We start from the raw sequence: 25,074 nt of genomic DNA, 5'->3' as shown, positions 1-25,074 counted from the left end.
GTAACGTTTTTCCGGATCAAAGCAAGGGAGTTTTCTTAAAAAAAAACTTAATATTTAGGTGAGAGGATAAAGGATTTTTTTGATGAGTTTATAGATAACAATATATTTGAGTTGGAGCCAAAGTTTTATTCTTTTACAATAAGCTATTTTCTATTCCAGAAATGACTTCTTCATGTCTATTTTTTTAGTATTTTTTACTGCGTTTATCTGGTCCTCATCTTTTGCTTTTAGCAAATTAGCTATGGAGGCCTCAGCTCCTTTATTTGTAACAGGAAGCCGCATGCTTATTGCTGGTTTGGTTTTGGCAGCGATAGTATTTTGGAAAAAAGGATCTTTGAAATTACCAAAACAGCTTTATATTCCTGTTTTAATTTTAGCTGTAGTTGGATTCTATTTAACCAATGTCTGCGAGTTTTTAGGTTTGCAAAACTTATCTTCTTCGAAGGCGTGTTTTATCTACGGGCTTTCTCCGTTTGTTTCCGCTCTGTTTTCTTATATTCAATTACGAGAAACTGTGACAATGAAGAAAATAGGTGGATTAAGTCTCGGGTTGTTCGGCTACTTATCTTATCTATTTTTTGGGGGAGATAGCTCTGAAAATATGTGGAGTTGGCAATTAGGGATTCCAGAACTGTTATTGTTACTAGCGACTTGTTTTTCTGCTTTTGGTTGGACATTATTAAGAAAAATAGAAAAGAACTCCTCTTTATCGGTAATGGCGATAAATGCCTATGCGATGCTTATATCCGGAGTTTTATCTTTAGGACATTCTATAATTGTTGAGACGTGGAATCCTATCCCCATAAGCAACGGAATCGTATTCATTCAGGCAATTTCTTGTCTTGTTTTGTTCTCCAACCTCATTAGCTATAACTTATATGCGAAGTTATTGAGAAAATATTCTTCAACGTTCCTTTCTTTCTGTAATCTTGTTATGCCTTTGTTTTCGGCATTTTATGGCTGGTTATTATTAGGAGAGAGTCTATCAGGATCTTTGCTACTAGCTGTTGTATTTATGGTTGTAGGTTGTCGCCTAATCTATCATGAAGAATTTCGTCAGGGCTACATTGTTTCCTGATGTACAGCAGCTTTACATAAAAAAAGGCCCAACACGACGGTTGGGCCTTTTCATTATCTTAAGAACACAAAAAGATGTCTTAACTAAAGATCGCTGATGTTGTTTGTGTTTGAGAGTCGGCAATATTTTGTAGAGTTTGCAGGGCAGAGTTAAAACTTTGTTGCGACTGCTCTTGGAGCTGTTGCGCTTGTCCTGCATACTGACTCTGGATAGAAGAAAGTTGTTTCAATTCTTCAGCGTGAGCTTCAGCCATACCTGCTTGCTTTTGGTGATGAGCAATTTCAGCGCCCATAACACCTCCAACGATCCCGTCAATACCTGCTGTGAGGGCGTGAACCATCTGAGACATCTGCATGGATGTGGAAAGGGCTCTACCAGCAAAAGCAGCAGCACGTCCTCCCTGAGTTTTTACTACGTTCATCCCTCGTGAAATTTTATCTTTCCATCCAGGAGTGTTTAACACTTTGCCGAATAATCCACCTGAGCCTTTTGCAGCGCCCGCAGTAGCTTTTGCAGTTGCGGCAGCGATATCATCAGTTAATCCTGCTGCTGCCTTTGCAGCTCCCTGAGCTGCAGAACCCGCAACACCAGAAGCAGCTGTTGTTGCTGTTTTAGTGGCTGCCGTAGCTGCATCTGTCGCAACCTTTGAAGCTTGAGAGGCAGCAGAACTCGCTGCGGATCCCGCAGCACCAGCTGTTTCTTTTGCAAAAGCTGCAGATTTTAATCCTCCTAAGCTTTTCGCTGCAGAAAGGAGACCCCCACCGACGGAAACTGCAAAACCAACAATGTTAACGATACCAGAGATCATACTTTGTTTAGCTTGAGTTTCTGTGGCAGCAGCTTGGTGATTTGCTTGAGTTCTAATGGCATTCCCTATTTCTGGAGCCAAAGCTACTTGGTTTTGAATTGCCTGGTTTTGTTGTTGGAACTGTGAAGACCAAGATTTTGCACTAGATTGTGCAAGTAAAGTCATAATTAGTCCCAATAAGGCAAGAGTTCCCATACCTTTTTTGATTACTACGCCGTTGACTTCTGTATTCTCAGGAATAGGAAGTTGGGGGAGTTCGTAGTTATTTTGCTGTAGACCTTTGGGCCCTTTTACAGCTTGAGCTGTAACAGTACTTGATGCGCTAGCTACTGATGTAGAGGTAGAAGCTTTACCAGATTTATCAGTTTTAGAGCTTTTTGATGTTTGCGCAGCAGATTCTTTTTTAGAAGTTCCTTGAGTTTGCGTCTCCTGGATTAAATCCTCAAAACCTGCAGCTGCAGACTCTTCTTGAGTTCCTTGAGCATTAGCTGGCTTTTGTTGTCCTTGAGCTTTAGAAGCCGCCTGACTGGCATTTTGTGCAAGCTGAGCAGCTAATGAAGGATCAGTATTGTTATTTCCACTAACTCCTGATGTCATAGCAAAAATGTCCCCTTAATAAATAATTGTTATACTGCTGATGCTAAGCCTGAGCTGATAGCTTGGAAGGCTTTAGCAATCTGAGCACCTAATTTAGTTGCTTGTTGCTGCATTTCATTTGCACTGTCAGTTTGTTTCGCGGCGATTTTACTTGCCTGTTGCCAAAACATCGTAAACATCTTCATCATCTCTGATTGGGCGGTGAGCATTCCTGTTTTTTTCTGGATGTCAGCAAGTTCTGTTTGCATTTCAGATAATTTAAGATCTCCAATACCTTTAACTAGAGCAGGAACGGCAACAACCAGCCCCATTCCAGCAGCGACCCATTTGTTTCCTAAAGTATTCAGCACTTTAGAAAGCCTTGGGAAGGATTTAGCAAGGGCTTTTTGTCCTGTTTGGAAGATCTTAGACATGTTTTTCATCAATGTTTTAATAGCAGCTTTGACCGCTTGCTTGATGATTTGTTTTATACCCTGTTTTACTGCAGCTTTAATAGCTTCCATAACGGCCTGCTTAACTGCTTGAACAATCGCTTGTTTGACCGCTTGCATCACGGCTTGAACAGTAACTTGTGTAGCTACAGTTGTTGCTACGGATGTTGCGGCAGCAGCACCTGCAGTGGCGCCTGCAGTAGCGGCAGCTGCAGCGGCAGTAGCTCCAGCGGCAGCAGTTCCTATAAGACCTAAACCGCAAGTAAATAGTGCGGCAACAACAGAGATAACAGTGATTGTTACAGAAACAGCAATCATCACAGTGTTTACGGTATTCAGCGTACTATTACTATCTGCCTTTGATTGAATCTCTTTCATCTTTTGGAATTCTTCACGCTCGGAATCGATCTTCAATCCTTGAGATTCTAAGGATAGGCGGTTCATAGTTGAAGCTTGGGCCTGTGTACTTTGATAGTCAGAAAGAGCCGAAGCTGTAGCTTCTCCAAGAGCAGCGATCGCTTTTGCTAAGGCCATGCTAATTTCCATAACTTCCTGTCTAGGCTGAGTTATAGAAGGTTTAGGAAGAGCTGGAGTTTCTAATCCTTGAATAGTGGAATTCGATGTCCCATTGACAACAGAAGCAACTAATTCTTGAATTTCTTGTAACTGTGAAGAATCTACAGAAGATAAAGAAGAGAGTGTAGTCTCCAATGTTTTGTTAGCTTCTTCAATTGTAGATTGTAAGTTTACAGCTTGGAAAGCAGCCGCACCGGAAGTTTGGTTAGCTCCGGCAGCAGCTTCTGCAGATGCAGTCTCTTGACCTGCGGCAATTCCTTGCCCAGCCATGATATTCTCTGAATTTTGAATTTCAGAAACAGCACTAGTTTTTTCTTTGCCTTGTGTTCCAGCAATACCTGCATCACTTTGCATTTCAGCATTTTTCCCCTGTCGGGTTTGCTGAATTTGCTTAGTTTCATTGCCAGCAAGTTTATCAGGGGTTGGTACCGCTTGTGGTGTAGAAGCTAGTACCTGAGCCAAGATATTTTTCTGGTTAGTATTGTCTGGACCTGAGGTAGAGAGAGACATCTGCTAAATTACCCTATATTATCTAATTTTTTCTAAGACTATTGTTTGTCAGAGATATGCTTATTGACTGTTGAAGATAAATTCTTCAATCCGTGGAGAACAGAAGCTAAATCTTTAGCAAACTTTGCATCTTCTTTAGGATTGTTAAATAAACCTTCTGTTAGACTCTCAATGGGTAAGGAATCTAAAGTACCGTTTAATGCGGCCATCATTTGAGCTAATTGTTTTTCATCTTGAATTCCAGAAAATGTCTGGGCTAGAGGCAAATCTTCATAAATAGAGGAAACTAAATTCTCTAAATTTGAGATTGCTACTTCTTGTTTGTCTGTTTCATTAGTGAATAACACAGGCGTGGTATCTGCACGTTTTGCAGATGTCTTTTTAGCTGTAGTTTTTTTCGTTTTTCTAACTTTTTTATTCATGTTGGAGTTCTCCTAACCCTAAATTAACGTTTCCCACCGGATTTTTTTTTGGCCGATGTTTTTGATTTAGTAGCAGTAGTTTTTTTCTTTTTTGGAGTTGTTTCTTTGATCATATCTTTGAGAGAGTCTTTCATAATGTTGCAGCGTTCTTTCAAGATTCTGTATTCAGGTTTGTTAGCGCAAATATCGATGGTAATATCTAAGAAATCACGAGATTCCTCGGCTTGATCTATCTTCATCAAGCTATCAGCTATGTAATAAGGAGGAATTGGGTTCTGAGGCTCTGCATCAAAAGCAAGGAAGAAGCCAAAGGCCGCTTCATTGTACATTTTGAGCTGATGATAGCATGAGCTTAAGCCTAAAATATACTTGTAGCACTGGGGTTTTGAAGCTGTAAGGATTTGGAAAAGACCAATTGCTTCATTGTATTTCCCTTGGGAATAGAAGCTATAAGCGATTGTGTAGATCTCTTCTAATAAAACGTCGGATAAACCTAAGATTTGTTGAAGAGTTAATCCATCTCCAAGACCCTGTAAGATATCCATCAAAGCTTTCTTTGTTTCTTCTTCTGTAGGGACTGGGTATTTCTGTTCTAAATCATTAGCCTTAGCTTTTTTTTGTGCAGCAAGCTCAGCGAGTCGGCTACGTGTTTTTTTGTTAAACGAGGCTGATGGCTTTTTAGAATTATTGGAAGTAGGCTTGCTCATTAATATAATTCCTAAAATTAAAATTATTTAATTCATAAATCAATTTTAAAATTAATTAATTCGAAAAGACAAGTTATTAATTGAATGTAATTTGTGATCTTTATAAATAATTATTATGTAAGTTGTTCTCGTTTCAAGGCTTGCAAATTATAAAAATTAGGTTTCTTGACATTAGTTTTTGGGTATTTTACTTTTTGCTTTCGCAAGACCCTTGATTAGAATTTGCTATGAGTTCAAGAAATCCTATTCAACTACTCGATACGATCACTATCAATCAGATAGCTGCAGGAGAAGTGATTGAAAACTCCATATCTGTTGTTAAAGAATTGGTGGAGAACGCCTTAGATGCTGGGGCTAATGAAATAGAGGTAGAAACTTTAGGAGGAGGACAGGGCTTAATTGTTGTAAAAGACAATGGTTGTGGGATGAGCTCCGAAGATGTGACTCTTGCTCTTAAGCGTCACGCTACCTCAAAGATAGGCGAATTTTCTGATGTTTTTTCTTTATCGAGTTTTGGCTTTCGCGGGGAAGCTCTCCCCGCAATCGCTTCTATCTCTAAAATGGAGATCCTTTCTTGTCCTGTAGCAGGAGAAGGTTCTAGGACAATCATTCACGGAGGAGAGGTTGTTCTGTCCGAAGCTAAGCCTCGTCAGCTAGGGACTACGATTTCTATAGACTCGCTATTTTACAATGTTCCTGTGCGTCGGGGGTTTCAGAAAAGTCCTCAGGCAGATCGGATAGCTATGAGAAAGCTATTAGAGAATAGGATTTTATCTGTAGAGAATGTGGGCTGGTCATGGATAAGTGAAAGACAACAGGAATTTCATATTCTGAAGCATCAGGATTTTTCTGAGAGGGTTGCTTTTGTGATGGGAGACGGTTTTATGCAGGAAGCTCTATGCGTGGATAAGGGAGGGAATCTTGCGCGTATTGTAGGTTTCCTAGGCTCACCAGGCTTTCATAGACCCACGCGGCTAGGCCAAAGGATATTTATCAATGACCGTCCCGTAGATTCTATGTTTATATCAAAAAAGATAAGCGAAGCCTATGCAATGCTTTTGCCTCCACAAAGATATCCTGTTTTTGTTTTAAAACTTTATTTGCCTCCAGAGTGGTGCGATTTTAATGTCCATCCTCAAAAAACAGAAGTAAGAGTTCTTAGAGAAGAGTTTATAGGAGAGTTTCTTTCAGAGGCAATAGGAGAGGTATTAGCGCGACCTCAAGAAGCAGCTGTTTTTGAGAAAACAACATTTGCTTTGCCTGCGCTACGTTTCTTTGAGGCACAATGTTTTGAGACTGCTTCAGAAGAGTCCCTCAACCCTATTTCTCTACCGGTAGTAGAATTGGCATCGTCTTCCTTCGGTCCTCTTCCTTTCTTGGATAGAGAACAAGACTCTATGCCTGTGGATAGACAAACGCAAATTGTCTGGGGAGCTTCTCAGGAAGTGCGTTTTTTAACTTCTATAGGGAAAATAGTTCTTGCAGAGGACTCAGAAGGCGTTCATGTTATTTTCACAGAAGCTGCTAGGAAACATTTATTTTACTTATCTTTGGTGGATAACCATCAACATAATTATAAAAGTCAGTCTTTTTTGATTCCTTTATGCCTAGAAGTCACCCCAGAAGAGCGTATTTTCCTTTCCTCTCATATTGAAGAGTTTAGACAATTAGGAATAGAAATCTCTCAAATGGGCCCTTGTGTATTTGCGATTGAAAGTGCTCCCACATTTATAGGTGAAGAAGAGTTAAAATCTTGGATACTTTCTTTAGCAGAAGAAGGTCGTGCTAAAGTTGATAAAAGAGCGATGGCTCTTTTAATCAAGGAAACGCTAACAGGGGTCATGTTTTGTAAAACATTGCGGACATTCGATATTTCTTGGTTATCTTTGCTTTGGCAATTAGGTAAGCCTGAAAAAGCATTTGACGGCACACAAATACGTCGATTAGTTTTAGACGAGGATTTTATTAAGGAGTAAATTATGTTCCGAGATCGTGTGGCTAGAGCACAAACAGCTCTTACAGATTATGGTATTGATGGATTTGTGGTAGAAAGAAGAGAGGATCTTGCGTATTTTCTTGGAGATAAAGTAACCACAGGAACGCTTCTCATAGGTAAAGATGAGGTAGTCTTCTTCGTCTATCGTATGGATAAAGATCTCTATGGAGATCTTCAAGGACCTTCTCTTATATTTTGTGATAGAAATATAGCAGAATTTCTTCTTCCCTATCTTGAAACAACGACTTATCAAACTTTAGGTTTTGATAGTCTTCATACTTCGTATCATAGATATCAAGAAAGAGAAAATGCTTCATGCTCTTGGGTGCCTACAACACTATTTACAGAAAAGTTGCGCAGCATAAAATCTGCGGATGAAATAGAAAAAATGCGTCAGGCGGCAGCTTTAGGTTCCGAAGGATATGATCATGTTCTTTCTATATTACAAGAAGGTATAACAGAACAAGAAGTTGTGCGGCTGCTTCGTGTATTTTGGGCTAAAGCTGGTGCTGAAGGGCCTTCATTCTCTCCAATTGTGGCTTTTGGTGATCACTCTGCCTTTCCTCATGCGGTTCCTACAGACAGAGCATTACGCAAGGGAGATATCGTACTTATTGATATAGGAGTTTTATATCAAGGCTATTGTTCTGATATGACACGGACAGTAGCTTGGGGTCGTCCTGATGCACGTCTTGTTGAAAGTTATCCTGCGGTTGTAGAAGCTCAGCAGGCTGCTATGCAATTGTGTTGTGCCGGAGCTCTATGTCTAGATGTTCATGAAGAGGCTGCTCGTATATTAAAAAAATATGAAATCAAAGAATATTTTTGCCATGGCGTAGGGCACGGTGTAGGAAGGAATATTCATGAATATCCCCAGCTTTCTCCGAAATCTGGCACAACCACCTTAGAAACTGGAATGACAGTTACCGTTGAGCCTGGAGTCTATTTTCCAGGAATTGGAGGCATACGTATCGAAGATACGATTTTGATAGACGGTAATAAAAATTTTAGTTTAACAGATCGACCCGTATCTACGGAGTTAGTTTTCTTATAAAAGTATTCTCTCTTTGTTTAATTATTTTTTAATGTTAAACACTGTTACTTTTGTTTGTATAAATTGATTTTTTTTCTCTAATCGGTTATCTTATAACTTTATTTTTAGTTTGTTTCTAATATGCACCAGCTTTTTTCGATAGGATACAGTCTGATAAGTATCGCTGCTTTACTCTGGATGGTGTGTGGAGCTCCGAATCACTTAGAAAATCTTTATAGTATTTCTTTGAAATTTGATGGTTTGAACGGAAAACAAAAGACGTTCCCGAGGGCTCAAAATGTCTCTTCGGGGATTTGGTCTTTGGAGTTCCCCGAGCTTAGGGAAAGACTGCCAGACCTTAGGCAGGAGCTCATATTTTTAGGGAGCAATAAGCGTCCGGATGCTTTTGGAGGCAAATTTTTTTTAGAGTTGGCTACTTCTAAGGATTCCTGTGTGGCTGGTGCTAATGAAAAAATATATTTACAGGTTGTTCCTTCTCCTGAGGGAGGATTGTTCACCTTTAGTCCTAAGGGGAAGCCTACAGACTTGTGGTTGGAATGCCGTTCTTTGAGTATGGATAACCGTATAGAAGTAAAAGTACGTTTAATGGGTGTAAATAGGGAGCTAGTTGTCTCTCCGAAGGAGAGAGAAACCTTATTTTTAACTGCTCCAGCTAAAGGATTGGAATCTTGGGAGATTGGCGGTATTCGTGTAGATGCGAGTTTCCCTGTGAAACAAAAAATTCGTCGTGTAGGTAGCGATAAGTTCCTTTTGATGCATGGTGGATCGGATTATGCCGATAAGGCTGTTAAGGAGCGAGTAGATTTTGTCTCGCTGTCTGACGAGAATTATAGCCGTTATCTTGCTGTAGGAGATGTTTTGCTTTGGGACGGAAATTGTTGGCAAACTTGCGGAGAGTTTCGAGGAGAGAGTTCACAGGCACCTCTATTAGAAGTTAAGAAAATAGACGAAAAAGTCATGGTAATAGAGTTGTGGAACGTGGGAGGGACATCCCATCAGTCTATGAGTTTAGTAAAAACCATGAGTTCTCCTATAGAGATTGCTGAGATTGTTAAGGAATTTGAATTTGTTGGGATGCGTTCCTGGTCCCGTCCTATTATACAAGCTGGGGGGCAAAGGATGATCCTTTCTCCCGATGATTGGGTGGTCTACACGGGAGAAACTTGGGAGAAAATTTCTCGCAAGGAACAGTTGGAAGATTACCTTTCAGGAAAGACTCAAGGACCGTTATTGGTGTTTGATAAATTAGAAAAAGATTCTAGAGAGTTTGTTGTTCGTGCTCACGTATTTAATGCACAAAGGACATTAGTAGAGTCTGTGACACTGCCATTGAAACAAGGTTTTGATTCTGGATCCTCTTCTGCTAAAGAAGAGGTGCATTCAGGACGACAACCGCTTGTAGGTAGTGAGGGAACCAATCGAGGGGGATCATAAATGCGTTTTTTGCGTAATCCTTTAGTTTATTTCTTTGGATTGTCAGGACTGGCATGTTGCGCACCTGGTCTAGCTTTGACTATTTCGGAAAAAGCCGCGTCCTTAGAAAAATCTAGAGATTTTATAGATAGTGCCCCGGGACTAGCTTCATTTAATGCTGATATGAAGGAGTGTAACCTTCGGCTAAAAAATCTTTACGAAGAGGCTGCAACTTTGCGAGCATCAGGATGTGAGGATGAGGCACGATGGAAAGAGCTTCTAAGTAAGCTAGCAGAGGTTAAAAAGCAAATTAAGCATATCGAAAATCTTTGGGCTGCAGAGATTCGCGAAAGAGGAGAAAATCCTGATGATTATGCCCTATGGCACCATCCTGAGACCACAATTTATAATTTAGTTTCCGATTATGGTGAAGATAACGTTGTTTATCTAGTGCCTCAGGATATCGGATCGATGAAGGTCTCAGCATTATCAAAATTTACTGTTCCTAAGGAAGGTTTTGAAGAATGTCTTACGCAATTGCTAACACGTCTTGGTATTAGCATACGTCAGGTAAGCCCGTGGATTAAAGAGCTCTACACAACTCATAAAGAGGGGTGCGGGGTTGCTGGAGTTTTCTCTTCTAGAAAAGATTTAGATTTGCTTCCCTCAACTTCCTATATTGGTTATGTATTAAACTCGAAAAATATCGACGTTCGTGCAGATCAGCATATCTTGAGAAAATTTGCTAATCTTGATACCACGCATATTGATCTTTTTGGAGGGAAATTATGGATATTCGGCTCAGTTGGGGAAATTAGCGAGCTTCTTAAAATTTATGATTTTATCCAAGAAGATAGCGTTCGTCAGGAATATCGTGTTGTTCCTTTAACAAAGATAGAAGCTTCCGAAATGCTTTCTATTCTTAAGGCTGCTTTTCGAGAAGATATTACTAAAGAGGGAGATGATGAAAACCTCGGTCTTAAAGTTGTTCCTCTACAACATCAAGGACGCTCTTTATTTTTAAGTGGTACGGCTACTTTAGTTCATCAAGCAATTGATTTGATTAAAGATCTTGAAGAGGGAATTGAGAACCCCACAGACAAAACTGTCTTTTGGTATAGTGTGAAGCACTCTGATCCTCAAGAACTTGCAGTATTACTATCTCAAGTACACGATGTTTTCGCAGGTAAGGAGGGGAGTTCACTTACGTCTTCTGAAACTATGTTAAGAGAAGCCGCCTCTACGATACATATCGATACATCTTCAGTAGGAACTGCCAAAGAAGGTTCTGTAAAATATGGGAATTTCATAGCAGATTCTAAAACAGGCACCTTGATCATGGTTGTGGAGAAAGAAGCTCTACCTAGAATTAAGATGTTATTAAAAAAACTCGACGTGCCTAAGAAAATGGTTCGTATCGAAGTTTTATTATTTGAAAGAAAGCTTTCTAACCAACGCAAAGCGGGATTAAATCTTTTAAGACTTGGAGAAGAAGTTTGCAAGAAAACATCGGCAGCGGTCTCTTGGACAAGCTCAGGGATCTTAGAATTCTTATTCAAAGGAAGTACCGGATCTTCTTTGATTCCCGGTTATGATCTTGCTTATCAATTTTTAATGGCTCAAGAAGATGTACGCATAAATGCAAGTCCTTCTGTTGTGACAATGAACCAAACTCCTGCAAGAATTGCAATTGTGGAAGAAATGTCGATAGCAGTTTCTGCAGATAAGGAAAAAGCTCAGTATAATCGTGCCCAATACGGAATTATGATTAAAATGCTTCCTGTAATTAATGTGGGCGAGGAAGATGGGAAAAGCTACATTACCCTAGAGACCGATATTACTTTTGATACTACAGGAAAAAACACTAATGAGCGTCCTGATGTTACTCGACGTAATATCACCAATAAAGTGCGTATTCCTGATGGAGAGACGGTAATTATAGGAGGTTTACGTTGTAAGCATGCCTCTGATGCTCAAGATGGTATTCCTTTCCTTGGGGAAATTCCCGGTGTAGGGAAGTTGTTTGGGATGAATTCTACATCTGATAGTCAAACAGAGATGTTTGTATTCATCACTCCGAAAATTCTAGATAATCCTATAGAGAAAAAAGAGCGTCATGAAGAAGCTATTCTTTCTTTGCGTCCTGGAGAAAACGCTGAATTTCGTAAAGCACTATTCGCTGGAGAAGAGGCTGCAAAAGCAGCACATAAAAAACTAGAACTGATTTCCGCCATAGAACTACCAGCGTCTCAATTAGAGGGGCTAGAGTATGATGGGCGGTAAAACTTCACTATCTCAAGAGCTTTTAAATGCTCTGCCTTATAGTTTTTTAAAGAAACATTGTCTGTTACCATTAAAAGAGCAGGAAAATAGCGTAACGATAGCTTATGCGAAGATTACTTCTCTTATCGCCAAAGATGAGGTGCGGCTGCTTATAAAAAAGCCTGTGCTGTTTATTCTTAAAAATGAGACTGATATTTTACAGAGTTTACAAAAGATCTACTCTAATTTAGAGGGCAAGGCGTCTGATATGCTGTTAAGCATGAAGGAAGGAGACTCTGCTCAAATAAATGAAGAGGAAGATCTTTTAGAAAGTACGGATTCTGTTCCCGTCGTGCGTTTTTTTAATCTGATTTTAAAAGAAGCTATTGAAGAACGTACCTCAGATATTCATTTTGAACCTTTAGAAGATTCTTTACGCATACGCTACCGTATAGACGGAGTTTTGCACGATCGGCATTCTCCACCAGCACATCTACGTTCAGCATTAATCACTAGGATTAAAGTGTTAGCGAAGATGGACATAGCAGAACATCGTCTCCCTCAAGATGGAAGAATAAAAATCCAAATAGGTGGTCAGGAAATTGATATGCGTGTAAGCACCGTTCCTGTAATCTATGGCGAACGTGTTGTTCTTAGGATTTTAGATAAGCGTAATGTGATTTTAGATATCTCTGGATTGCAAATGCCCAAAGATATCGAAAATTCTTTTAAAGAGGTGATTGCAGTTCCTGAAGGGATACTTTTAGTAACAGGTCCTACAGGAAGTGGAAAAACAACAACACTCTATAGTGTTATTCAACATCTTTCGGGACCTTTTACCAATATCATGACAATAGAAGATCCTCCTGAATATAAGCTATCTGGGATAGCTCAAATTGCTGTGAAACCAAAGATCGGTTTGTCGTTTGCTTGCGGTTTAAGACATTTATTACGTCAGGATCCGGATGTTTTGATGGTTGGAGAAATTCGTGATCAAGAAACAGCAGAAATTGCTATACAAGCAGCCTTAACAGGACACCTCGTTGTAAGCACTCTGCATACTAATGATGCAGTTTCTGCAATTCCCCGTCTTTTAGATATGGGAGTAGAGCCTTATTTATTATCAGCGACAATCATTGGTGTTGTTGCTCAAAGATTAGTAAGAAAAATATGTCCTTACTGTAAGCAGCAATGCAGAGCAGATGTTCAAGAACGGGTATTCTTAAAATCTATAGGTCAAGATCCTGACGTGCCACTATACCGTGGAGAGGGATGCTCTCATTGTTTCCGCTCAGGATATAAAGGACGTCAGGGAATTTACGAATTCCTACATCCTGATACAACTTTACGTTCTGAAATCGCTATGCATAAACCTTATCATGTATTGCGAGAACATGCTGAAGACAAGGGATTTCGTCCATTACTACAACACGGAGTTGCTTTAGCGTTGTCGGGAGAGACAACATTAGCAGAAGTATTCCGAGTTACGAAACGGTATGACTAAGGAGGGGATAAAGATATGCCACGCTATCGCTATACCTACCTCAATGCAAAAGAACGACGTAAACAAGACTGGCTAGAAGCATTACATATCCAAGAAGCAAGAGAAAAACTCGCCCAACAAGAAGTGCAGTTGCTCTCTATTCGGGAAGTGCCTCCGCGTCGTGTACGAATAAAAAATAGCGAATTGATCATCTTTTCGAAACAGATGCTTCTTCTTCTTCGTTCTGGATTACCTCTATATGAAAGCCTATCCTCCCTTCGCGATCAATACCAGGGTCAGGGCATGTCAGGATTATTGACGGCATTTATGGAAAATTTGCGTTCGGGAGGATCCCTATCACAGGCAATGGCAGCCTATCCCGATATTTTTGATAATTTTTATCGCAGTGCCGTTCTTGCCGGAGAAAGTGTAGGGAATTTAGAAGGATGTTTGCACAACATTATCGCCGTTTTAGAAGAACGCGAGCAAATGTCAAAAAAGCTTATGGCAGCTCTTAGTTACCCAATAGTTTTACTTGTGTTTTCTGTAGCTGTAGTTCTCTTTTTTCTCACAGGAGTGATTCCTTCTTTGAAAGAGACATTTGAGAATATGGAGCCTAATAAACTTACTTCTGTAGTGTTTGGTCTTAGCGATTTTGTTTGTAAGTATAAGTATCTTCTTCTTGCGACATTAGGAGCTGGAGTAGCCAGTATAGTCGTCACGCGCCGGAAACCCTTTTGGAAAAAATGGTTTGAAAAAACCCTATTTTCAGTTCCTGGCGTAAAGAAATTCTTTATCAAACTAGGATTCAGCAGGTTTTGTTCAGTAGTTTCAGCAATTCTTCGTGGTGGTGGGACATTGATAGAAGGATTGGAGCTAGGCTGCGGGGCAGTTCCTTACGCTATGTTGCGTGAGGATATGACACAAATAATCCACGCTGTTATCGAGGGAAGCTCATTAAGTAAGGAATTAGCAAAACGACCTTGGGTGCCGAAATTAGCATTGGGAATGGTCTCTTTAGGGGAAGAATCTGGAGAGCTTGCTGATGTATTAGCGCATGTCGCTCATATTTATAATGAGGATACCCAAAAAACACTTACCTGGATAACTTCGTGGTGCCAACCAGTTATCCTTGTGTTTCTTGGAGGAATTATAGGAATTATTATGTTGGCAATACTTATTCCGTTAACAAGCAATATTCAAATTTTATAGAACAAATAGGGCAAAAGTTATGAAAAAACAGAAACGTAAACAGTCCATCACATTAATCGAGATGATGGTTGTTATCACACTGATCGGTATTGTTGGAGGAGCTTTAGCTTTTAATATGCGTGGTAGCATTCAAAAAGGGAAAGTTTTTCAGTCAGAGCAAAATTGTGCCAAAGTGTATGACATCTTGATGATGGAGTATGCAACCGGAGGCGCGTCTCTAAGAGAGATTGTAGATCGGAAAGAATCTGTTCTTGAAGGAGCCGCATGGTGCAAAGACGGAAAGAAATTATTAAAAGATGCTTGGGGAGAAGACATTGTAGTAAAACTCAACGATCAAGGTGATGATTTGATAGTCTTTTCACCAAAAGCCTCGGGAAAAAATAGTAAGCGTGGATAGAGATTCCTATGACGCTTCATAAAAAAAGATCAAAGCGGAGTTTTCTGCTGATAGAGGTATTGCTATCATTATCATTAGTTTGTTTAGTGCTAATGCCCTGCATCCGTTTTTATTGTGGCGTTCGTAGATCTTTCGAAGACGATATTGTTAATTTACAGTTGCCCGCTGTGATTGATAATTGTTTTTTTGCTGTCGAAGATAGTATGAGGGAGCAGATGCTCAATGGAAATTTTCCCACATCAGGTTCTGGAGAGCTTTCCTGTGTTGTTTATACAAGTCGGGGAAGTGAGATTCGTATTCCCTATGAATATTCTATAGATATTCGTAAGGGGGTACGCATAGAGGCTAACATTGTAAAAGCATGTTTTGCAGATGTTGTCATCGAGATTTTTCCTAATCAAAAATATACAACGTCCGTCCAAAGAAGCGTATGCGTAGTAATATAATATTCCTAAAGAAAAGGAAACACTCCTTTCTGCTCATGGAAGTTCTAGTATCCATAACTTTGTTTGCCCTGCTTTTTAGTGTTTTGGGATTTTGGCAAAGGCAGATGTTTTGCTCTAGCAGGCGTGATGAACGAGCCTATAAAACTTTTTTACAAGAAAACTACGCCTATAAGAAATTACGCACGGTATTTTGTTCGACATCGCGTATTGAAGAGATTCCTGGAGCTTTATGCTCCGTAATTTTTGATCGAGGGGTATATAAAGATCCTGAGCTTGCCGGAGAAGTCGCCGGCTCTCTATATTACCATCAAAGTCAGGGTAGGTTAGAATTGCAAATACGCAGTTTGCGAAATCATGCTAAGGTAGAAACTGCATTACTTTTAGAGAATATCTCGAAAGTGGATATTGTTCCTCAGAGGAACGCTGGTGGTCAAGGGCTTCCAGAGAGATTATTGATAGTAATTCATAGGAGCTTTCCTGAAGGTAATGAGCGGATACTGTCATATCAATTCGCATTGGGGAAATAGCTATGCAGTCTTACATTTTTACTTTATTATGCTTAGCCTCCTTAATTTCAATGGTATCTTTTGATGCTGTAAATGCGAGAAAGCGTTGCGTATGTTCTCGGATTATTGAAAGTAATGAGAATCTCTTTACCGCACAGCGTTCAGCATGTGCCGAGGTGGAATATCAGGAAAAATCTAAAAAGATTTCCGCTGTAGAGAAGATTTCTAAAGATGGAGAGATTTCTTCTCCAAAAAAGACAGCGAAGGTAGCTACTAAGAAAAAACGTAAATATCGTCTTTTAAAAGTGCCGTTTTCACGACCACCAAATAATTCTCGATTTAACCTCTACGCTCTCATGCAAGAATCCCCGGAACAGTATACAGACGCAGCATCCTGGCACGCAGTATTTGTCCGCTTGTTAAAACGTGTTTATGTAGATACCGGATGCGTACCACCAGGATCCGAATATGCGATTACCGAAGCCTTGCTCAGTAAAAGAACAGAAATTCTAGAAGGAGGAAAAAAGTTTGGCCCCGATGTTATTGAGACTCTCACCCTTCCCTCTCAAGAAGCGGATATCCTTTACACAATGTTGCGCGGCTCTAAAACAACCCAATCTCTTTTAAATTTTCTGCATTATGAGGAGAAGTCCCAAGGTTTAATTAAGTTAAATTTAATATTTGCTGATCCCTTGCTTCTGGAAGCTGTTGTAGATCATCCGGTTGCATGTCGAGAGCTAGAAGCTCTTCGTGGGGGAATCTGGGAAAGTGTGAAACGTCAAGAACAGTCTATTCAAGAGTACGGGGAAGCAGCAGCTTTAGAGTTATTTAAAACACGAACAGATTTTCGTATGGAATTAAGAGATAAAACCCAGGTTCTTCTCTCCCAGTATGACTTGCTCCCACTGCTGAATAAAAAGATCTTTGACTTTACATTAGGAAGCGCCGGAGATTACATTTATCTTATTGATCCAGAAACAGGAGCTGTTTCTCGATGTCGCTGTTCTCCAAAGAGTAATAAATTATAATTAAAAATTTCTTATTTATCTTTAAATATTTTTTTTGATAATTGTGTATTATAAGTATTTTTAAATAAAAAAAGATTTTTTAAAGGTAAGGCCATGGCAGATGAGACACCAAAAGAAAACTCTTCTTCAAAAGAGTCGTCCTCTCAGTTTGAGTCTTTGAAGCGTAAGGTGAAGGATTTGCATGCCAATCCTAAAGTGGGAAGAATGAAGAGGTTCTTTTCTCATCACGCTCGCGAAGCCATTAGTGGAGCACTAGTCCTAGTTGGTATTATTACTGATTTTGTATCTTGGGTCGGAGGCTTATTCGTTGCCTGTGGTGTGGTGCTAGGTTTTTATCCTGAGATCCGTACTGTTTTGAAAAATCTTCAAAGCTATTATGCGAAGAACGGTCCTGCAAAGAACGCTCTTCTTTGCGGTTTACTGCTATTTTTTCTTTTGAACGTCTTCCCTTTTACACTATCGTTTTTAGTCTTATGTTTGATTCTTGTTTTACTTGGAGATAACAAAGACAATAAGAGCAATGACTCTTCTCAAAAACCTCTATAATTTAGAGGAACTTTAGCGAAAAAAGCTGCTTAATGTGGGTAGCTTTTTCCCGCTGTACTTCTATTTTTTTCTACAACTATCGTTATTTTAGAAAGTTCTTTTCCTATAGAACTTTAGGGCTCGATCCTAAAAGCATGATGGGAGCTTCCTTAAACCAAGCTAAAGTGAAGTAGTCGATTTGCTTGACTATGAACCACCAGGCAAGAGTTAGGAATAATAGACCCATGAAGGCTTTCAAAGCGGAAAGAAGATAAATAACCTGAACTTGTGGAGCCATTCTATTGATGATTCCTAAGAATAGATCGGACATGAGCATCGCTACCGCTGCTGGGGCACTAAGTTGGATAGTCATAATAAGACATAGCTGACACATTTTGATTAGCGTAATCCAAATCGGCGCATCTAATGACATCATCTCCATAGGGAGAAACTTATGAATAGGAATTATTTCCAGAGATTGCAGTAAGAGTGTTAAAACGATCCTATGTCCTCCAGAAAGCCAGAAAACTATAGTTACAAAGTAATGGTAAAAGATTCCATGAGGAGAAGTTTGCTCAATGGAGATCAGTGATGTTGCTCCTTCTAAACCCTGAATACCCTGTTGGTTGGTAATAAACGATCCTGCAGATTGGGCAGCATAGAAAGGGAAAGATAAGATGAAACCAATTAACGTGCCTATGCAAAGTTCTTTGACAATGAGAATATAGAACACATCATCATCTAGATAGTTTGCAATATGTGTGCTCATCAATACCTTAGGAAAAATAATGGCGACCCAAGAAAGAGCAATACCTATTTTAATAGGTGCTGGGAATAACTTACCTCCCAGGAAGGGAACAATAGCAAATATGGGAAGTAATCGAGATAAAAGCAGCAAAAAAACGCTCCAAACATAGGCAGGAGGCTTTTGCAAAATATAATCAAGATATGAAGAACCAAAAACAGAAACAAGCTCTGGTAAAGAGATTGCCATAGCTGTTTATTTCCATTTATAAAAGTTTTGGAAGATCTGAGAGGCAAAACGGAAAATCATATTGCTTAGCCATCCTCCGGAAATCATCAAGGTACCAAAAATAACAACGAGTTTGATAGCAAAAGCAAATGTCTGCTCTTGGATTTGCGTTGCGGCCTGGAAAATTGCGACCATGATACCAACAATAGAGGCAAGGATAATAGGAGGCGCAGAGATAATCAAAATCAGCAACAATGACTGATATGAATACTCAAAGAGCATAGATTTAAAGCTTGCGGCAAGTGCTATCACGGCATATCCCTATTTAAAGCTAATCATGAGACCTTGAAGTAATAACGTCCAACCATCCACCATCACAACAAGAAGTAATTTTAATGGTAGCGAAATAGATAATGGGGAAAGCATCATCATTTGCATAGCTACCAGAACGTTCGCTGTGACTAGGTCGATCACAAAAAACGGTAGGTAAATTAGAACGCCTATTTCAAAAGCATTTTTAATCTGCCCCATAATAAAAGCAGGAATAATAATCACGAAATCCGAAGGTGTCATATGCTCACGGATCTCTTGTGGAAATGTTTTCTGAGAAATCTTATAGAAACTTTGGATCTGAGCTTTCGGTGTATTGCGTATTAAAAAGGATCGCAAAGGTTCTTTAGATTTATTCAATGCTACAAAAACAGTTTCAGCTCCTTCTGCAGAGAATAGATCTCTAGGAATAGTATTTCCTTGTATCTCTTTCCTAGCATCGTTGTACATAGCAACTCCTGTAGGAAACATCACATAAATAGAAAGAATCAATGCTATACCGTTAAGAACCTGGCTAGGAGGTGTTTGTTGAACACCCAAAGCGTTCCTTAATAGAACGAGAGTAATGATAATTTTTAAGTATGATGTTAGCAACATCACAAGAAAAGGTGATAATGCTAAGAAAATTAAGATAATTGCTTGTGTTGTCAGATCCGGATATGTATCTGAAAAACTCCCTTCAGAAAGATGTTCTTGAGGAAGCACATCATTAGCGGTTACTCTTTCTCTGAAAGTCGGCTGAGGGTAAGTTTTCTTCACCTCAGGTTGTTGATCAGCTATCGATAATTCTGTAGATTTAAGAGGATTACAACGAGAGGAGCAAGACGACTCGTAGGTATCTGCAAAACACCACGGTGCGCTCAAGATAAACATACAAAGGAAAGTACGAAAAATGAAACGCATGATGTCAAATACCTTTATTCTTGCTTGCCCTGAGTTTTATTTGCAGGTGCTTGTTGCTTAGGTTGAGGTTCATCTACAGGATTTTGTTGTTTTAGTATAGTAGAGAACGCTTTTTCTAAAGCAGCTAATTGTACATCCAATTGAGCATTTACAATACCAGCTTCTGTCTCTATAACACAACCCCCTTGGGTAACATCAGCTTTAGGAGCAATGATTAGAGTATCAGCATACTCGACAATTTTCTTCAATTCAGGACGATTTTGCTCAACAATTGGAAGATCTTTTGGATTTACATGAATAATAATTTTTTTATGTTGTGTAAGCTCTTTTAATGCTTTGGTAATGATAGAAACTATCGTTTCAGGATGCATTTCTAATTCTTTACCGAGAATCTTTTTCACACTAGCAATTGCTAGAGGGACAAGAGCTTCCTTAACTTTATTACGCAGGTCATGGGTTTCTTTTTCTAAATAAGCAAGCTGAGAACTCCATTGTTCACTGCCTTCTTTGAATCCTTGATCTTTAGCTTCTTTACGAAGTACTTCGCACTCCTGTTTTGTTTCATTAGTGTAAGATTCACTATCTTCTTTTGTTTTGTCTAGGAGTTCTTTAGCATCAAGCAGAGCTGAAAAAGCCTCGGGAGAAAGGATTTTTTTATTCGGAGCGACTTCATCATGTTTAAAAATTAAACTAAAAAACTTCATCTATTTGACAGCGTAGAAAACCCTGAGATTTCTTAAAGTTTAGGGAGGAAACGCTGCTCCTTCTTTTTGTTGTTTTAATTCCTTATTATTAACACTCGACTCATACGCAAGTAGAAACAGAAAGTCTCTTTATGTTTTATTTCATGCTCTGAGTTATAGAGATCTTATTGTACTAAGATCTTAATACATAATTCTAGCTGGCTTTTAAAATAGTCACTATGGAGATGTTCATAAGATTTCCTTAGAGCTTGTTCAAAAATATATCCCCGGCCGATATCCAACCTACGTAGAAAATACCAAAGGAAGGAGGCATCTTCTTTTGCCAATGCTATAGCAAGAAACTGTAAGCCTTGTTTGTGAATAAAATTACGGAAATCATTATCGCTATCCCAAGAAACTAAAAATTCAGTTGTTTCAAGGTGTTTCATAGGATGTGATTGGCAATAAGATAGAAACAGTTGTTCCGTAGGAGAGAGGACTTTATGTACACGATCGATGATCACTTTATCAACAATATTTCTTAGTTCTTTTGCTATAGCGAATAATCCTAAGCAATTAATCAATGTCATCTTCGTCGTTCCTGAGTAATATAGCATAGCATTGAACGGTGAAGGTGGAAGAAATATCTCTTCAGTAATTCCTGGAGGACGGATTTTTTTGCTCAACATATCTAATAGGTAGAAAGCTCCGAAATTAGAGCAACGTTGCCTTGCAATGGAAATCCCTGGAAGTAGAGGAGCTAATTCCTGAATTAAAGAGTCTGGCAACCAAGAGAGTAATTGACTTTGTATTACTTCTGGGAAATCTTTAATAGCTACGCTAATCCATGAAGGATGAATTGTCGCTAGCCAGCACATGGTAAAAGATAAAGAACTTAGAGGAATATCCTCATGGTGAGTGGGCGTGACTAGGAGATTTTCTGGAAGAAAATTTGCAAGGTCATCCTCTTTGGAATACTTCATCAAGATGTTTAAAGTTCCAAAAGTGTTGGCGGTCACTAGACATCCTCATTTTCTTCGTTTCCTTCTGATGCCTCTGGTGCATTGTCTTTAGGACCTTCCGCTTCCTCTTGATTAGGTTGCGTTGATTGTCCTTCTTTTTTCTCTCCAGTACCTTCTTCAGGTTTCTTAGCTTCTAGGGCAACTTTAGAATATGGAGAAGGATCAAAGAAACCTTTTGCTCCACCTAAGGAAAGAATCAATGTATGTGTTTTCCAAATTACCCAAAGTAACCCGCAAGAGATAACAAATAGAGTAAGTATTAAGAAATAAAAGATGAGACGGAATTTACCTAATGAAGATTTCGCTAAGATGATTCCCCATACGGAAACGTAATCGATTTCATCGGATAGTCCCCAAGGACCATTAATAGTAATATCACTATAAGAAGCGCGATCACTAATAACGGAAACGTTTTCTGTAGAAAGACCTGGAACAGCACTGGCGACTAATCGTTTAATTTTAGAAACCATGATGCTATTTGGATTATCTAAAACTCCACGATGTTTGATATAAACGGAGGCAGTTAAAGGAAGGTTGTCTTCAGCTTCTGTTGTGAAAGAAATTTGTACGCTAGCGTCTACAATTCCATCCATCTTTCTAATGGTAGAGGCCATCTGCTCAGAAAGACCTTCTTGATAACGGATCTTTTCTTGCATTTCTGATGGAACAAGACCTTGCTTGGCGAATAGGTCTAAGAGGCTCGTCCCCTTCATACGAGGAAGACCAGCTTGATTTAAAATTGCTAAAGCTTCGGTAATTTGCGCAGCGGGAACAGCAATATCCCATAGTTGTTCAGCAGAGGCCCCTCCTGTAGAAGCTGCAGCCTGTGGTTGCTTTTGTGCAGCGACGCCTTTGCTAACAAGAAGAACGACAATCTCATTAGCTTCCCTTCCTGGAAGCCCATGAACGATTAGCGATCTGCTGTTACAGCTTGTACAGCAAAATAAGGTCATTACAAAGAATAAGCACCAAGAAATAGAACTACGAAACATAACCCACGCATACCTTTTTACTCACCATAACAAAAGGGGGGATTAGTGCCAATCGTGAACATTAAACAATAAATATGTTTTTGATTTCTATCAACATGAGATGGTAAAAACTCTTTTATATAACGTTATAGTTATACAAGTTTAGATCTAAAAAAGACGTTTATAAACAAAGCTGCTTTTAAAAAGATGAGCACGAAAATGTAGATTAGTTTGGAATTTTTGCTACTTCAGATTGTTTATTTTCGAGGTCATTTAAAACGATATCAGCATTGAAACTAGAGCGAACAAAAGGTCCTGCATAAACAAAGAGTCCTAAAGACTCTCCCATTGTACGGTAGTAATCAAAAGTTTCAGGGGTGATATAGCTTTTTACTGGTATATGTAATCTAGAAGGACGCAGATATTGTCCTATGGTGACGATTTTGACTCCGTGATTTGCAAGATCCTTTAATGTTTGTTTTACTTCACTTTCTTGCTCTCCAAGTCCTACCATAATTCCTGATTTGATTTTAAGATCGGGGAGATACAGAGCTGCCTGCTCTAACATAAATAAAGATCTGCGATATGTTGCTTTATGCCGTACTACGGGTGTTAACCGTTCCACGGTTTCTACATTATGATTATAAATAGTTAATCCTGAATCTAACAATGTGTGTAAAGCATCAACATTTCCTTGAAAATCTGAAGCTAGCATTTCGACAGTAGATTCTGGAAGCTCCTGATGAAGGGTGTCAATAATACGAACTAAGCAACTCGCACCACCGTCCTCTAGATCATCGCGAGCTACCATAGTTAAAACAATGTGTTTAAGCTGAAGAATTTTTGCTGATTCTGCAATTTTTTGAGGTTCTTCAGGATCAGGAGGTATGGGTTTTTTCGTGAAGTCAATATTACAGAAACCACAGCGTCTAGTGCACGCATCTCCTAAAGCTAGGTACGTTGCTGTCTTTCTTGACCAACAGCGTGTGCGGTTAGGGCATAAGGCCTCTTCACATACTGTAGCCATTCCCGTACGTTTTATAGTTGCATCCGTATGGGCAAAGACTGAACCTTTAGGTAAAACTTGCCTTAGCCATTTAGGAAGACGCTCGGCGAAACGTTTACCTTGTTGAGGTTTTTGTGTTTCATCGGGAACTTCATTCATAATTTTGGAGGAGGTAAGTGTAGAGGATGGTTTGTCGCTAATAGAGCACTTTCTGCCCAAACTTCAGCAAGGGTCGGATGAGCATGTATAGTTTCATAGATACAAGGTAGAGTTAACTCATTACGCACTGCCAATGTCATTTCTGCAATTAATGATGCTGCATGAGGGCCCACCACATAAGCACCGAGAATCTGTTGTGTAGTTTCGTGACTAATAATAGCTGCAAACCCATCAGCTTCAGCCATAGCTACAGCTTTACCAATAGCTTTAAAAGGAAACTTAGTGAGTTTCGCAGGAATACTTTGTTGTTGAGCAGCTTCTAAAGAAAGACCTACCATAGCAACTTCTGGGAAGGTAAAAATTACTGCGGGTACTGCTGAATAATCCATAACTTCGTTATGACCTGCAGCATTTCTACCTGCAACAATTCCCTGGTGGGAAGCAACATGAGCAAGCAACCATTTTCCTGTGATATCTCCAATAGCAGAGATATTCGTAACGTTAGTTCTCATAGTTTCATCTACAGGAATAATACCACGTTCATCGCGAATCACTCCAGCATTGTCTAATCCAATGTCCGTAGTGTTAAATTGACGTCCGATGGCGACTAAAACATAGTCGTATTCTTCTTCCTGACCATTCACAGTGATTTTTACTCTGTCTCCAAGATCTTCTAAATGTCCAATGGATGCTTTAGTAAGCACGCGAATTCCTTGGCGTGAAAACTTATCGAACATAGTTCTGGAAATATCAGCATTGTTTACGGAAAGAATTTGATCAGCAACTTCTATAATGGTGATTTCTACTCCTAAAGTATTGAATAGCGAAGCGAATTCACAACCAATAACACCACCGCCGATAATAGCGAGCTTTTTAGGCAGTTCTGTGAGGTTTAAAATGCCCGTTGAGCATAAGACGCGGGGAGAGAAAGGAACTCCTGGGAAAGGACGTGATTCTGACCCTGTAGCTATGATAATGTGTTTAGCTTTGAGAACAGTGGTATCTTGACCTTTAACTCTTAGCTCAGTAGATGAAATTAAAGATCCTCGGCCATTCAAGACAGTAATTTTATTACTGCGTATGAGCCCTTCTAATCCCTGACGTATGCCGTTAATGACAGTATTTTTTCTTTGGACCATTGCAGGGTAGTCTACAGAGTAACCATCAATATTTATCCCGAATTGCTTGGCATGTTTAATTTGGGAAACAATACCCGCGCCTACTAATAGAGCTTTAGAGGGAATACAGCCACGATTTAAACATGTGCCTCCAGCTTGTTGTTCTTCGATGAGTGCAGTCTTTAGTCCTTGTTGTGCTGCAGTAATCGCTGCAACATAACCCCCAGGTCCAGCACCAATAACAACACAGTCAAAATCTGTACTCATATTTTGTTCCCAATTCTCATAAGTTCGAAATTCAAAAGTTCTTAAGAAGATCTTTTTTAGGACGCTAGGTCGTAATATTATTTCATGAAGAGCTTTTTGCTTATTCTAGATCTAAAGATTAATTTTCAGCATTGATTTTTTCCCAATAGAAATTATAATTTAAGTTATGTACTGTAATTAGTCGTAGTGTG

The 25,074-nt window shown here is 39.4% G+C and carries 24 protein-coding genes; 12 read left to right on the top strand and 12 right to left on the bottom strand.

The features are described from left to right. Positions 1-172: 172 nt before the first annotated feature. Positions 173-1,078, top strand: coding sequence for a DMT family transporter (locus tag H9Q19_RS02095; protein WP_213241799.1), 906 nt, complete (start codon positions 173-175; stop codon positions 1,076-1,078). A 79-nt stretch (positions 1,079-1,157) separates the two neighbouring features. On the opposite strand, the gene sctE is transcribed toward H9Q19_RS02095, so the two are convergent. The 4 genes from sctE to H9Q19_RS02075 are packed head-to-tail and all read right to left on the bottom strand — an operon-like array spanning position 1,158 to position 5,129. Beyond that, a complete protein-coding gene (sctE, locus tag H9Q19_RS02090; protein ID WP_213241797.1) occupies positions 1,158-2,483 on the bottom strand; it encodes a type III secretion system translocon subunit SctE in 1,326 nt (441 codons plus the stop codon). Between the two features lie 29 nt (positions 2,484-2,512). After that, entirely contained in the window at positions 2,513-4,000 is a 1,488-nt protein-coding gene (locus tag H9Q19_RS02085; protein ID WP_213241795.1) for a secretion system protein, read from the bottom strand. 38 nt (positions 4,001-4,038) lie between these two features. Then, positions 4,039-4,422 carry a hypothetical protein gene (locus H9Q19_RS02080; RefSeq protein WP_213241793.1) on the bottom strand — a complete coding sequence of 128 codons (384 nt, stop codon included), beginning with the start codon at positions 4,420-4,422 and terminating at the stop codon, positions 4,039-4,041. Between the two features lie 23 nt (positions 4,423-4,445). After that, complete coding sequence (locus H9Q19_RS02075) at positions 4,446-5,129, bottom strand: SycD/LcrH family type III secretion system chaperone (protein ID WP_213241791.1); 684 nt, start codon at positions 5,127-5,129, stop codon at positions 4,446-4,448. A gap of 227 nt (positions 5,130-5,356) precedes the next feature. On the opposite strand from H9Q19_RS02075, the gene mutL reads away from it, so the two are divergent. From mutL to H9Q19_RS02020, 11 genes are all read left to right on the top strand, one after another. Continuing rightward, positions 5,357-7,105, top strand: coding sequence for a DNA mismatch repair endonuclease MutL (gene mutL, locus H9Q19_RS02070; protein ID WP_213241789.1), 1,749 nt, complete (start codon positions 5,357-5,359; stop codon positions 7,103-7,105). Positions 7,106-7,108: 3 nt separating this feature from the next. After that, on the top strand, positions 7,109-8,179 hold the full coding sequence (locus H9Q19_RS02065) for a M24 family metallopeptidase (RefSeq protein ID WP_213241787.1): 1,071 nt from the start codon (positions 7,109-7,111) through the stop codon (positions 8,177-8,179). Positions 8,180-8,299: 120 nt separating this feature from the next. After that, entirely contained in the window at positions 8,300-9,613 is a 1,314-nt protein-coding gene (locus H9Q19_RS02060; protein WP_213241785.1) for a hypothetical protein, read from the top strand. Beyond that, the gene (locus H9Q19_RS02055) at positions 9,614-11,875 is read left to right on the top strand and encodes a secretin N-terminal domain-containing protein (RefSeq protein WP_213241783.1); all 2,262 of its coding nucleotides are present in this window, start codon (positions 9,614-9,616) and stop codon (positions 11,873-11,875) included. Continuing rightward, a complete protein-coding gene (locus tag H9Q19_RS02050; RefSeq protein ID WP_407644856.1) occupies positions 11,862-13,358 on the top strand; it encodes a GspE/PulE family protein in 1,497 nt (498 codons plus the stop codon). The genes H9Q19_RS02055 and H9Q19_RS02050 overlap by 14 nt, the downstream gene beginning before the upstream one ends. Positions 13,359-13,373: 15 nt before the next feature. Next, positions 13,374-14,549, top strand: coding sequence for a type II secretion system F family protein (locus H9Q19_RS02045; RefSeq protein WP_213241781.1), 1,176 nt, complete (start codon positions 13,374-13,376; stop codon positions 14,547-14,549). A 19-nt stretch (positions 14,550-14,568) separates the two neighbouring features. Next, positions 14,569-14,946 (top strand): type II secretion system protein, encoded by a 378-nt coding sequence (locus H9Q19_RS02040; protein ID WP_213241779.1) that lies wholly within the window; start codon positions 14,569-14,571, stop codon positions 14,944-14,946. 8 nt (positions 14,947-14,954) lie between these two features. Then, complete coding sequence (locus tag H9Q19_RS02035; protein ID WP_213241777.1) at positions 14,955-15,392, top strand: type II secretion system protein; 438 nt, start codon at positions 14,955-14,957, stop codon at positions 15,390-15,392. Further along, positions 15,377-15,919 (top strand): DUF1494 domain-containing protein, encoded by a 543-nt coding sequence (locus H9Q19_RS02030; RefSeq protein ID WP_213241775.1) that lies wholly within the window; start codon positions 15,377-15,379, stop codon positions 15,917-15,919. The genes H9Q19_RS02035 and H9Q19_RS02030 overlap by 16 nt, the downstream gene beginning before the upstream one ends. Positions 15,920-15,921: 2 nt before the next feature. Next, positions 15,922-16,926 (top strand): hypothetical protein, encoded by a 1,005-nt coding sequence (locus tag H9Q19_RS02025; protein ID WP_213241772.1) that lies wholly within the window; start codon positions 15,922-15,924, stop codon positions 16,924-16,926. Positions 16,927-17,019: 93 nt separating this feature from the next. Continuing rightward, positions 17,020-17,472: a hypothetical protein gene (locus H9Q19_RS02020; protein WP_213241770.1), complete on the top strand. Its 453-nt coding sequence runs from the start codon at positions 17,020-17,022 to the stop codon at positions 17,470-17,472. Between the two features lie 103 nt (positions 17,473-17,575). Here the strand turns inward: H9Q19_RS02020 and H9Q19_RS02015 are convergent, their stop codons facing one another. The 8 genes from H9Q19_RS02015 to lpdA form a co-directional block, all read right to left on the bottom strand. Then, positions 17,576-18,445, bottom strand: a complete 870-nt coding sequence (locus H9Q19_RS02015) for an EscT/YscT/HrcT family type III secretion system export apparatus protein (protein WP_213241768.1) — start codon at positions 18,443-18,445, stop codon at positions 17,576-17,578. Positions 18,446-18,451: 6 nt separating this feature from the next. Next, positions 18,452-18,736: a type III secretion system export apparatus subunit SctS gene (sctS, locus tag H9Q19_RS02010; protein WP_006343598.1), complete on the bottom strand. Its 285-nt coding sequence runs from the start codon at positions 18,734-18,736 to the stop codon at positions 18,452-18,454. A gap of 9 nt (positions 18,737-18,745) precedes the next feature. After that, on the bottom strand, positions 18,746-19,657 hold the full coding sequence (sctR, locus tag H9Q19_RS02005; protein ID WP_213241766.1) for a type III secretion system export apparatus subunit SctR: 912 nt from the start codon (positions 19,655-19,657) through the stop codon (positions 18,746-18,748). Positions 19,658-19,671: 14 nt separating this feature from the next. Beyond that, positions 19,672-20,361 carry an HrpE/YscL family type III secretion apparatus protein gene (locus tag H9Q19_RS02000; protein WP_213241764.1) on the bottom strand — a complete coding sequence of 230 codons (690 nt, stop codon included), beginning with the start codon at positions 20,359-20,361 and terminating at the stop codon, positions 19,672-19,674. Between the two features lie 164 nt (positions 20,362-20,525). Further along, positions 20,526-21,359: a hypothetical protein gene (locus H9Q19_RS01995; protein ID WP_213241762.1), complete on the bottom strand. Its 834-nt coding sequence runs from the start codon at positions 21,357-21,359 to the stop codon at positions 20,526-20,528. Further along, the gene (gene sctJ / locus H9Q19_RS01990) at positions 21,359-22,354 is read right to left on the bottom strand and encodes a type III secretion system inner membrane ring lipoprotein SctJ (RefSeq protein WP_213241760.1); all 996 of its coding nucleotides are present in this window, start codon (positions 22,352-22,354) and stop codon (positions 21,359-21,361) included. Before sctJ ends, H9Q19_RS01995 begins: the two co-directional genes overlap by 1 nt. Positions 22,355-22,559: 205 nt before the next feature. Then, positions 22,560-23,498, bottom strand: a complete 939-nt coding sequence (gene lipA / locus H9Q19_RS01985; protein ID WP_213241758.1) for a lipoyl synthase — start codon at positions 23,496-23,498, stop codon at positions 22,560-22,562. Further along, positions 23,495-24,883, bottom strand: coding sequence for a dihydrolipoyl dehydrogenase (gene lpdA / locus H9Q19_RS01980; RefSeq protein ID WP_213241756.1), 1,389 nt, complete (start codon positions 24,881-24,883; stop codon positions 23,495-23,497). The genes lipA and lpdA overlap by 4 nt, the downstream gene beginning before the upstream one ends. Positions 24,884-25,074: the final 191 nt, after the last annotated feature.

The organism is Chlamydia crocodili, from assembly GCF_018343815.1.
Lineage (GTDB): Bacteria > Chlamydiota > Chlamydiia > Chlamydiales > Chlamydiaceae > Chlamydia > Chlamydia crocodili.
The sequence above is the reverse complement of the archived record's forward strand: the minus strand, read 5'-3'. Positions and strand labels throughout refer to the sequence as shown.

Coding starts and splice junctions, on each gene's coding strand:
- H9Q19_RS02095 (WP_213241799.1), top strand. CDS start 173: ATGTCTATTTTTTTAGTATTTTTTACTGCGTTTATCTGGTCCTCATCT.
- sctE (WP_213241797.1), bottom strand. CDS start 2,483: ATGACATCAGGAGTTAGTGGAAATAACAATACTGATCCTTCATTAGCT.
- H9Q19_RS02085 (WP_213241795.1), bottom strand. CDS start 4,000: ATGTCTCTCTCTACCTCAGGTCCAGACAATACTAACCAGAAAAATATC.
- H9Q19_RS02080 (WP_213241793.1), bottom strand. CDS start 4,422: ATGAATAAAAAAGTTAGAAAAACGAAAAAAACTACAGCTAAAAAGACA.
- H9Q19_RS02075 (WP_213241791.1), bottom strand. CDS start 5,129: ATGAGCAAGCCTACTTCCAATAATTCTAAAAAGCCATCAGCCTCGTTT.
- mutL (WP_213241789.1), top strand. CDS start 5,357: ATGAGTTCAAGAAATCCTATTCAACTACTCGATACGATCACTATCAAT.
- H9Q19_RS02065 (WP_213241787.1), top strand. CDS start 7,109: ATGTTCCGAGATCGTGTGGCTAGAGCACAAACAGCTCTTACAGATTAT.
- H9Q19_RS02060 (WP_213241785.1), top strand. CDS start 8,300: ATGCACCAGCTTTTTTCGATAGGATACAGTCTGATAAGTATCGCTGCT.
- H9Q19_RS02055 (WP_213241783.1), top strand. CDS start 9,614: ATGCGTTTTTTGCGTAATCCTTTAGTTTATTTCTTTGGATTGTCAGGA.
- H9Q19_RS02050 (WP_407644856.1), top strand. CDS start 11,862: ATGATGGGCGGTAAAACTTCACTATCTCAAGAGCTTTTAAATGCTCTG.
- H9Q19_RS02045 (WP_213241781.1), top strand. CDS start 13,374: ATGCCACGCTATCGCTATACCTACCTCAATGCAAAAGAACGACGTAAA.
- H9Q19_RS02040 (WP_213241779.1), top strand. CDS start 14,569: ATGAAAAAACAGAAACGTAAACAGTCCATCACATTAATCGAGATGATG.
- H9Q19_RS02035 (WP_213241777.1), top strand. CDS start 14,955: ATGACGCTTCATAAAAAAAGATCAAAGCGGAGTTTTCTGCTGATAGAG.
- H9Q19_RS02030 (WP_213241775.1), top strand. CDS start 15,377: ATGCGTAGTAATATAATATTCCTAAAGAAAAGGAAACACTCCTTTCTG.
- H9Q19_RS02025 (WP_213241772.1), top strand. CDS start 15,922: ATGCAGTCTTACATTTTTACTTTATTATGCTTAGCCTCCTTAATTTCA.
- H9Q19_RS02020 (WP_213241770.1), top strand. CDS start 17,020: ATGGCAGATGAGACACCAAAAGAAAACTCTTCTTCAAAAGAGTCGTCC.
- H9Q19_RS02015 (WP_213241768.1), bottom strand. CDS start 18,445: ATGGCAATCTCTTTACCAGAGCTTGTTTCTGTTTTTGGTTCTTCATAT.
- sctR (WP_213241766.1), bottom strand. CDS start 19,657: ATGCGTTTCATTTTTCGTACTTTCCTTTGTATGTTTATCTTGAGCGCA.
- H9Q19_RS02000 (WP_213241764.1), bottom strand. CDS start 20,361: ATGAAGTTTTTTAGTTTAATTTTTAAACATGATGAAGTCGCTCCGAAT.
- sctJ (WP_213241760.1), bottom strand. CDS start 22,354: ATGTTTCGTAGTTCTATTTCTTGGTGCTTATTCTTTGTAATGACCTTA.
- lipA (WP_213241758.1), bottom strand. CDS start 23,498: ATGAATGAAGTTCCCGATGAAACACAAAAACCTCAACAAGGTAAACGT.
- lpdA (WP_213241756.1), bottom strand. CDS start 24,883: ATGAGTACAGATTTTGACTGTGTTGTTATTGGTGCTGGACCTGGGGGT.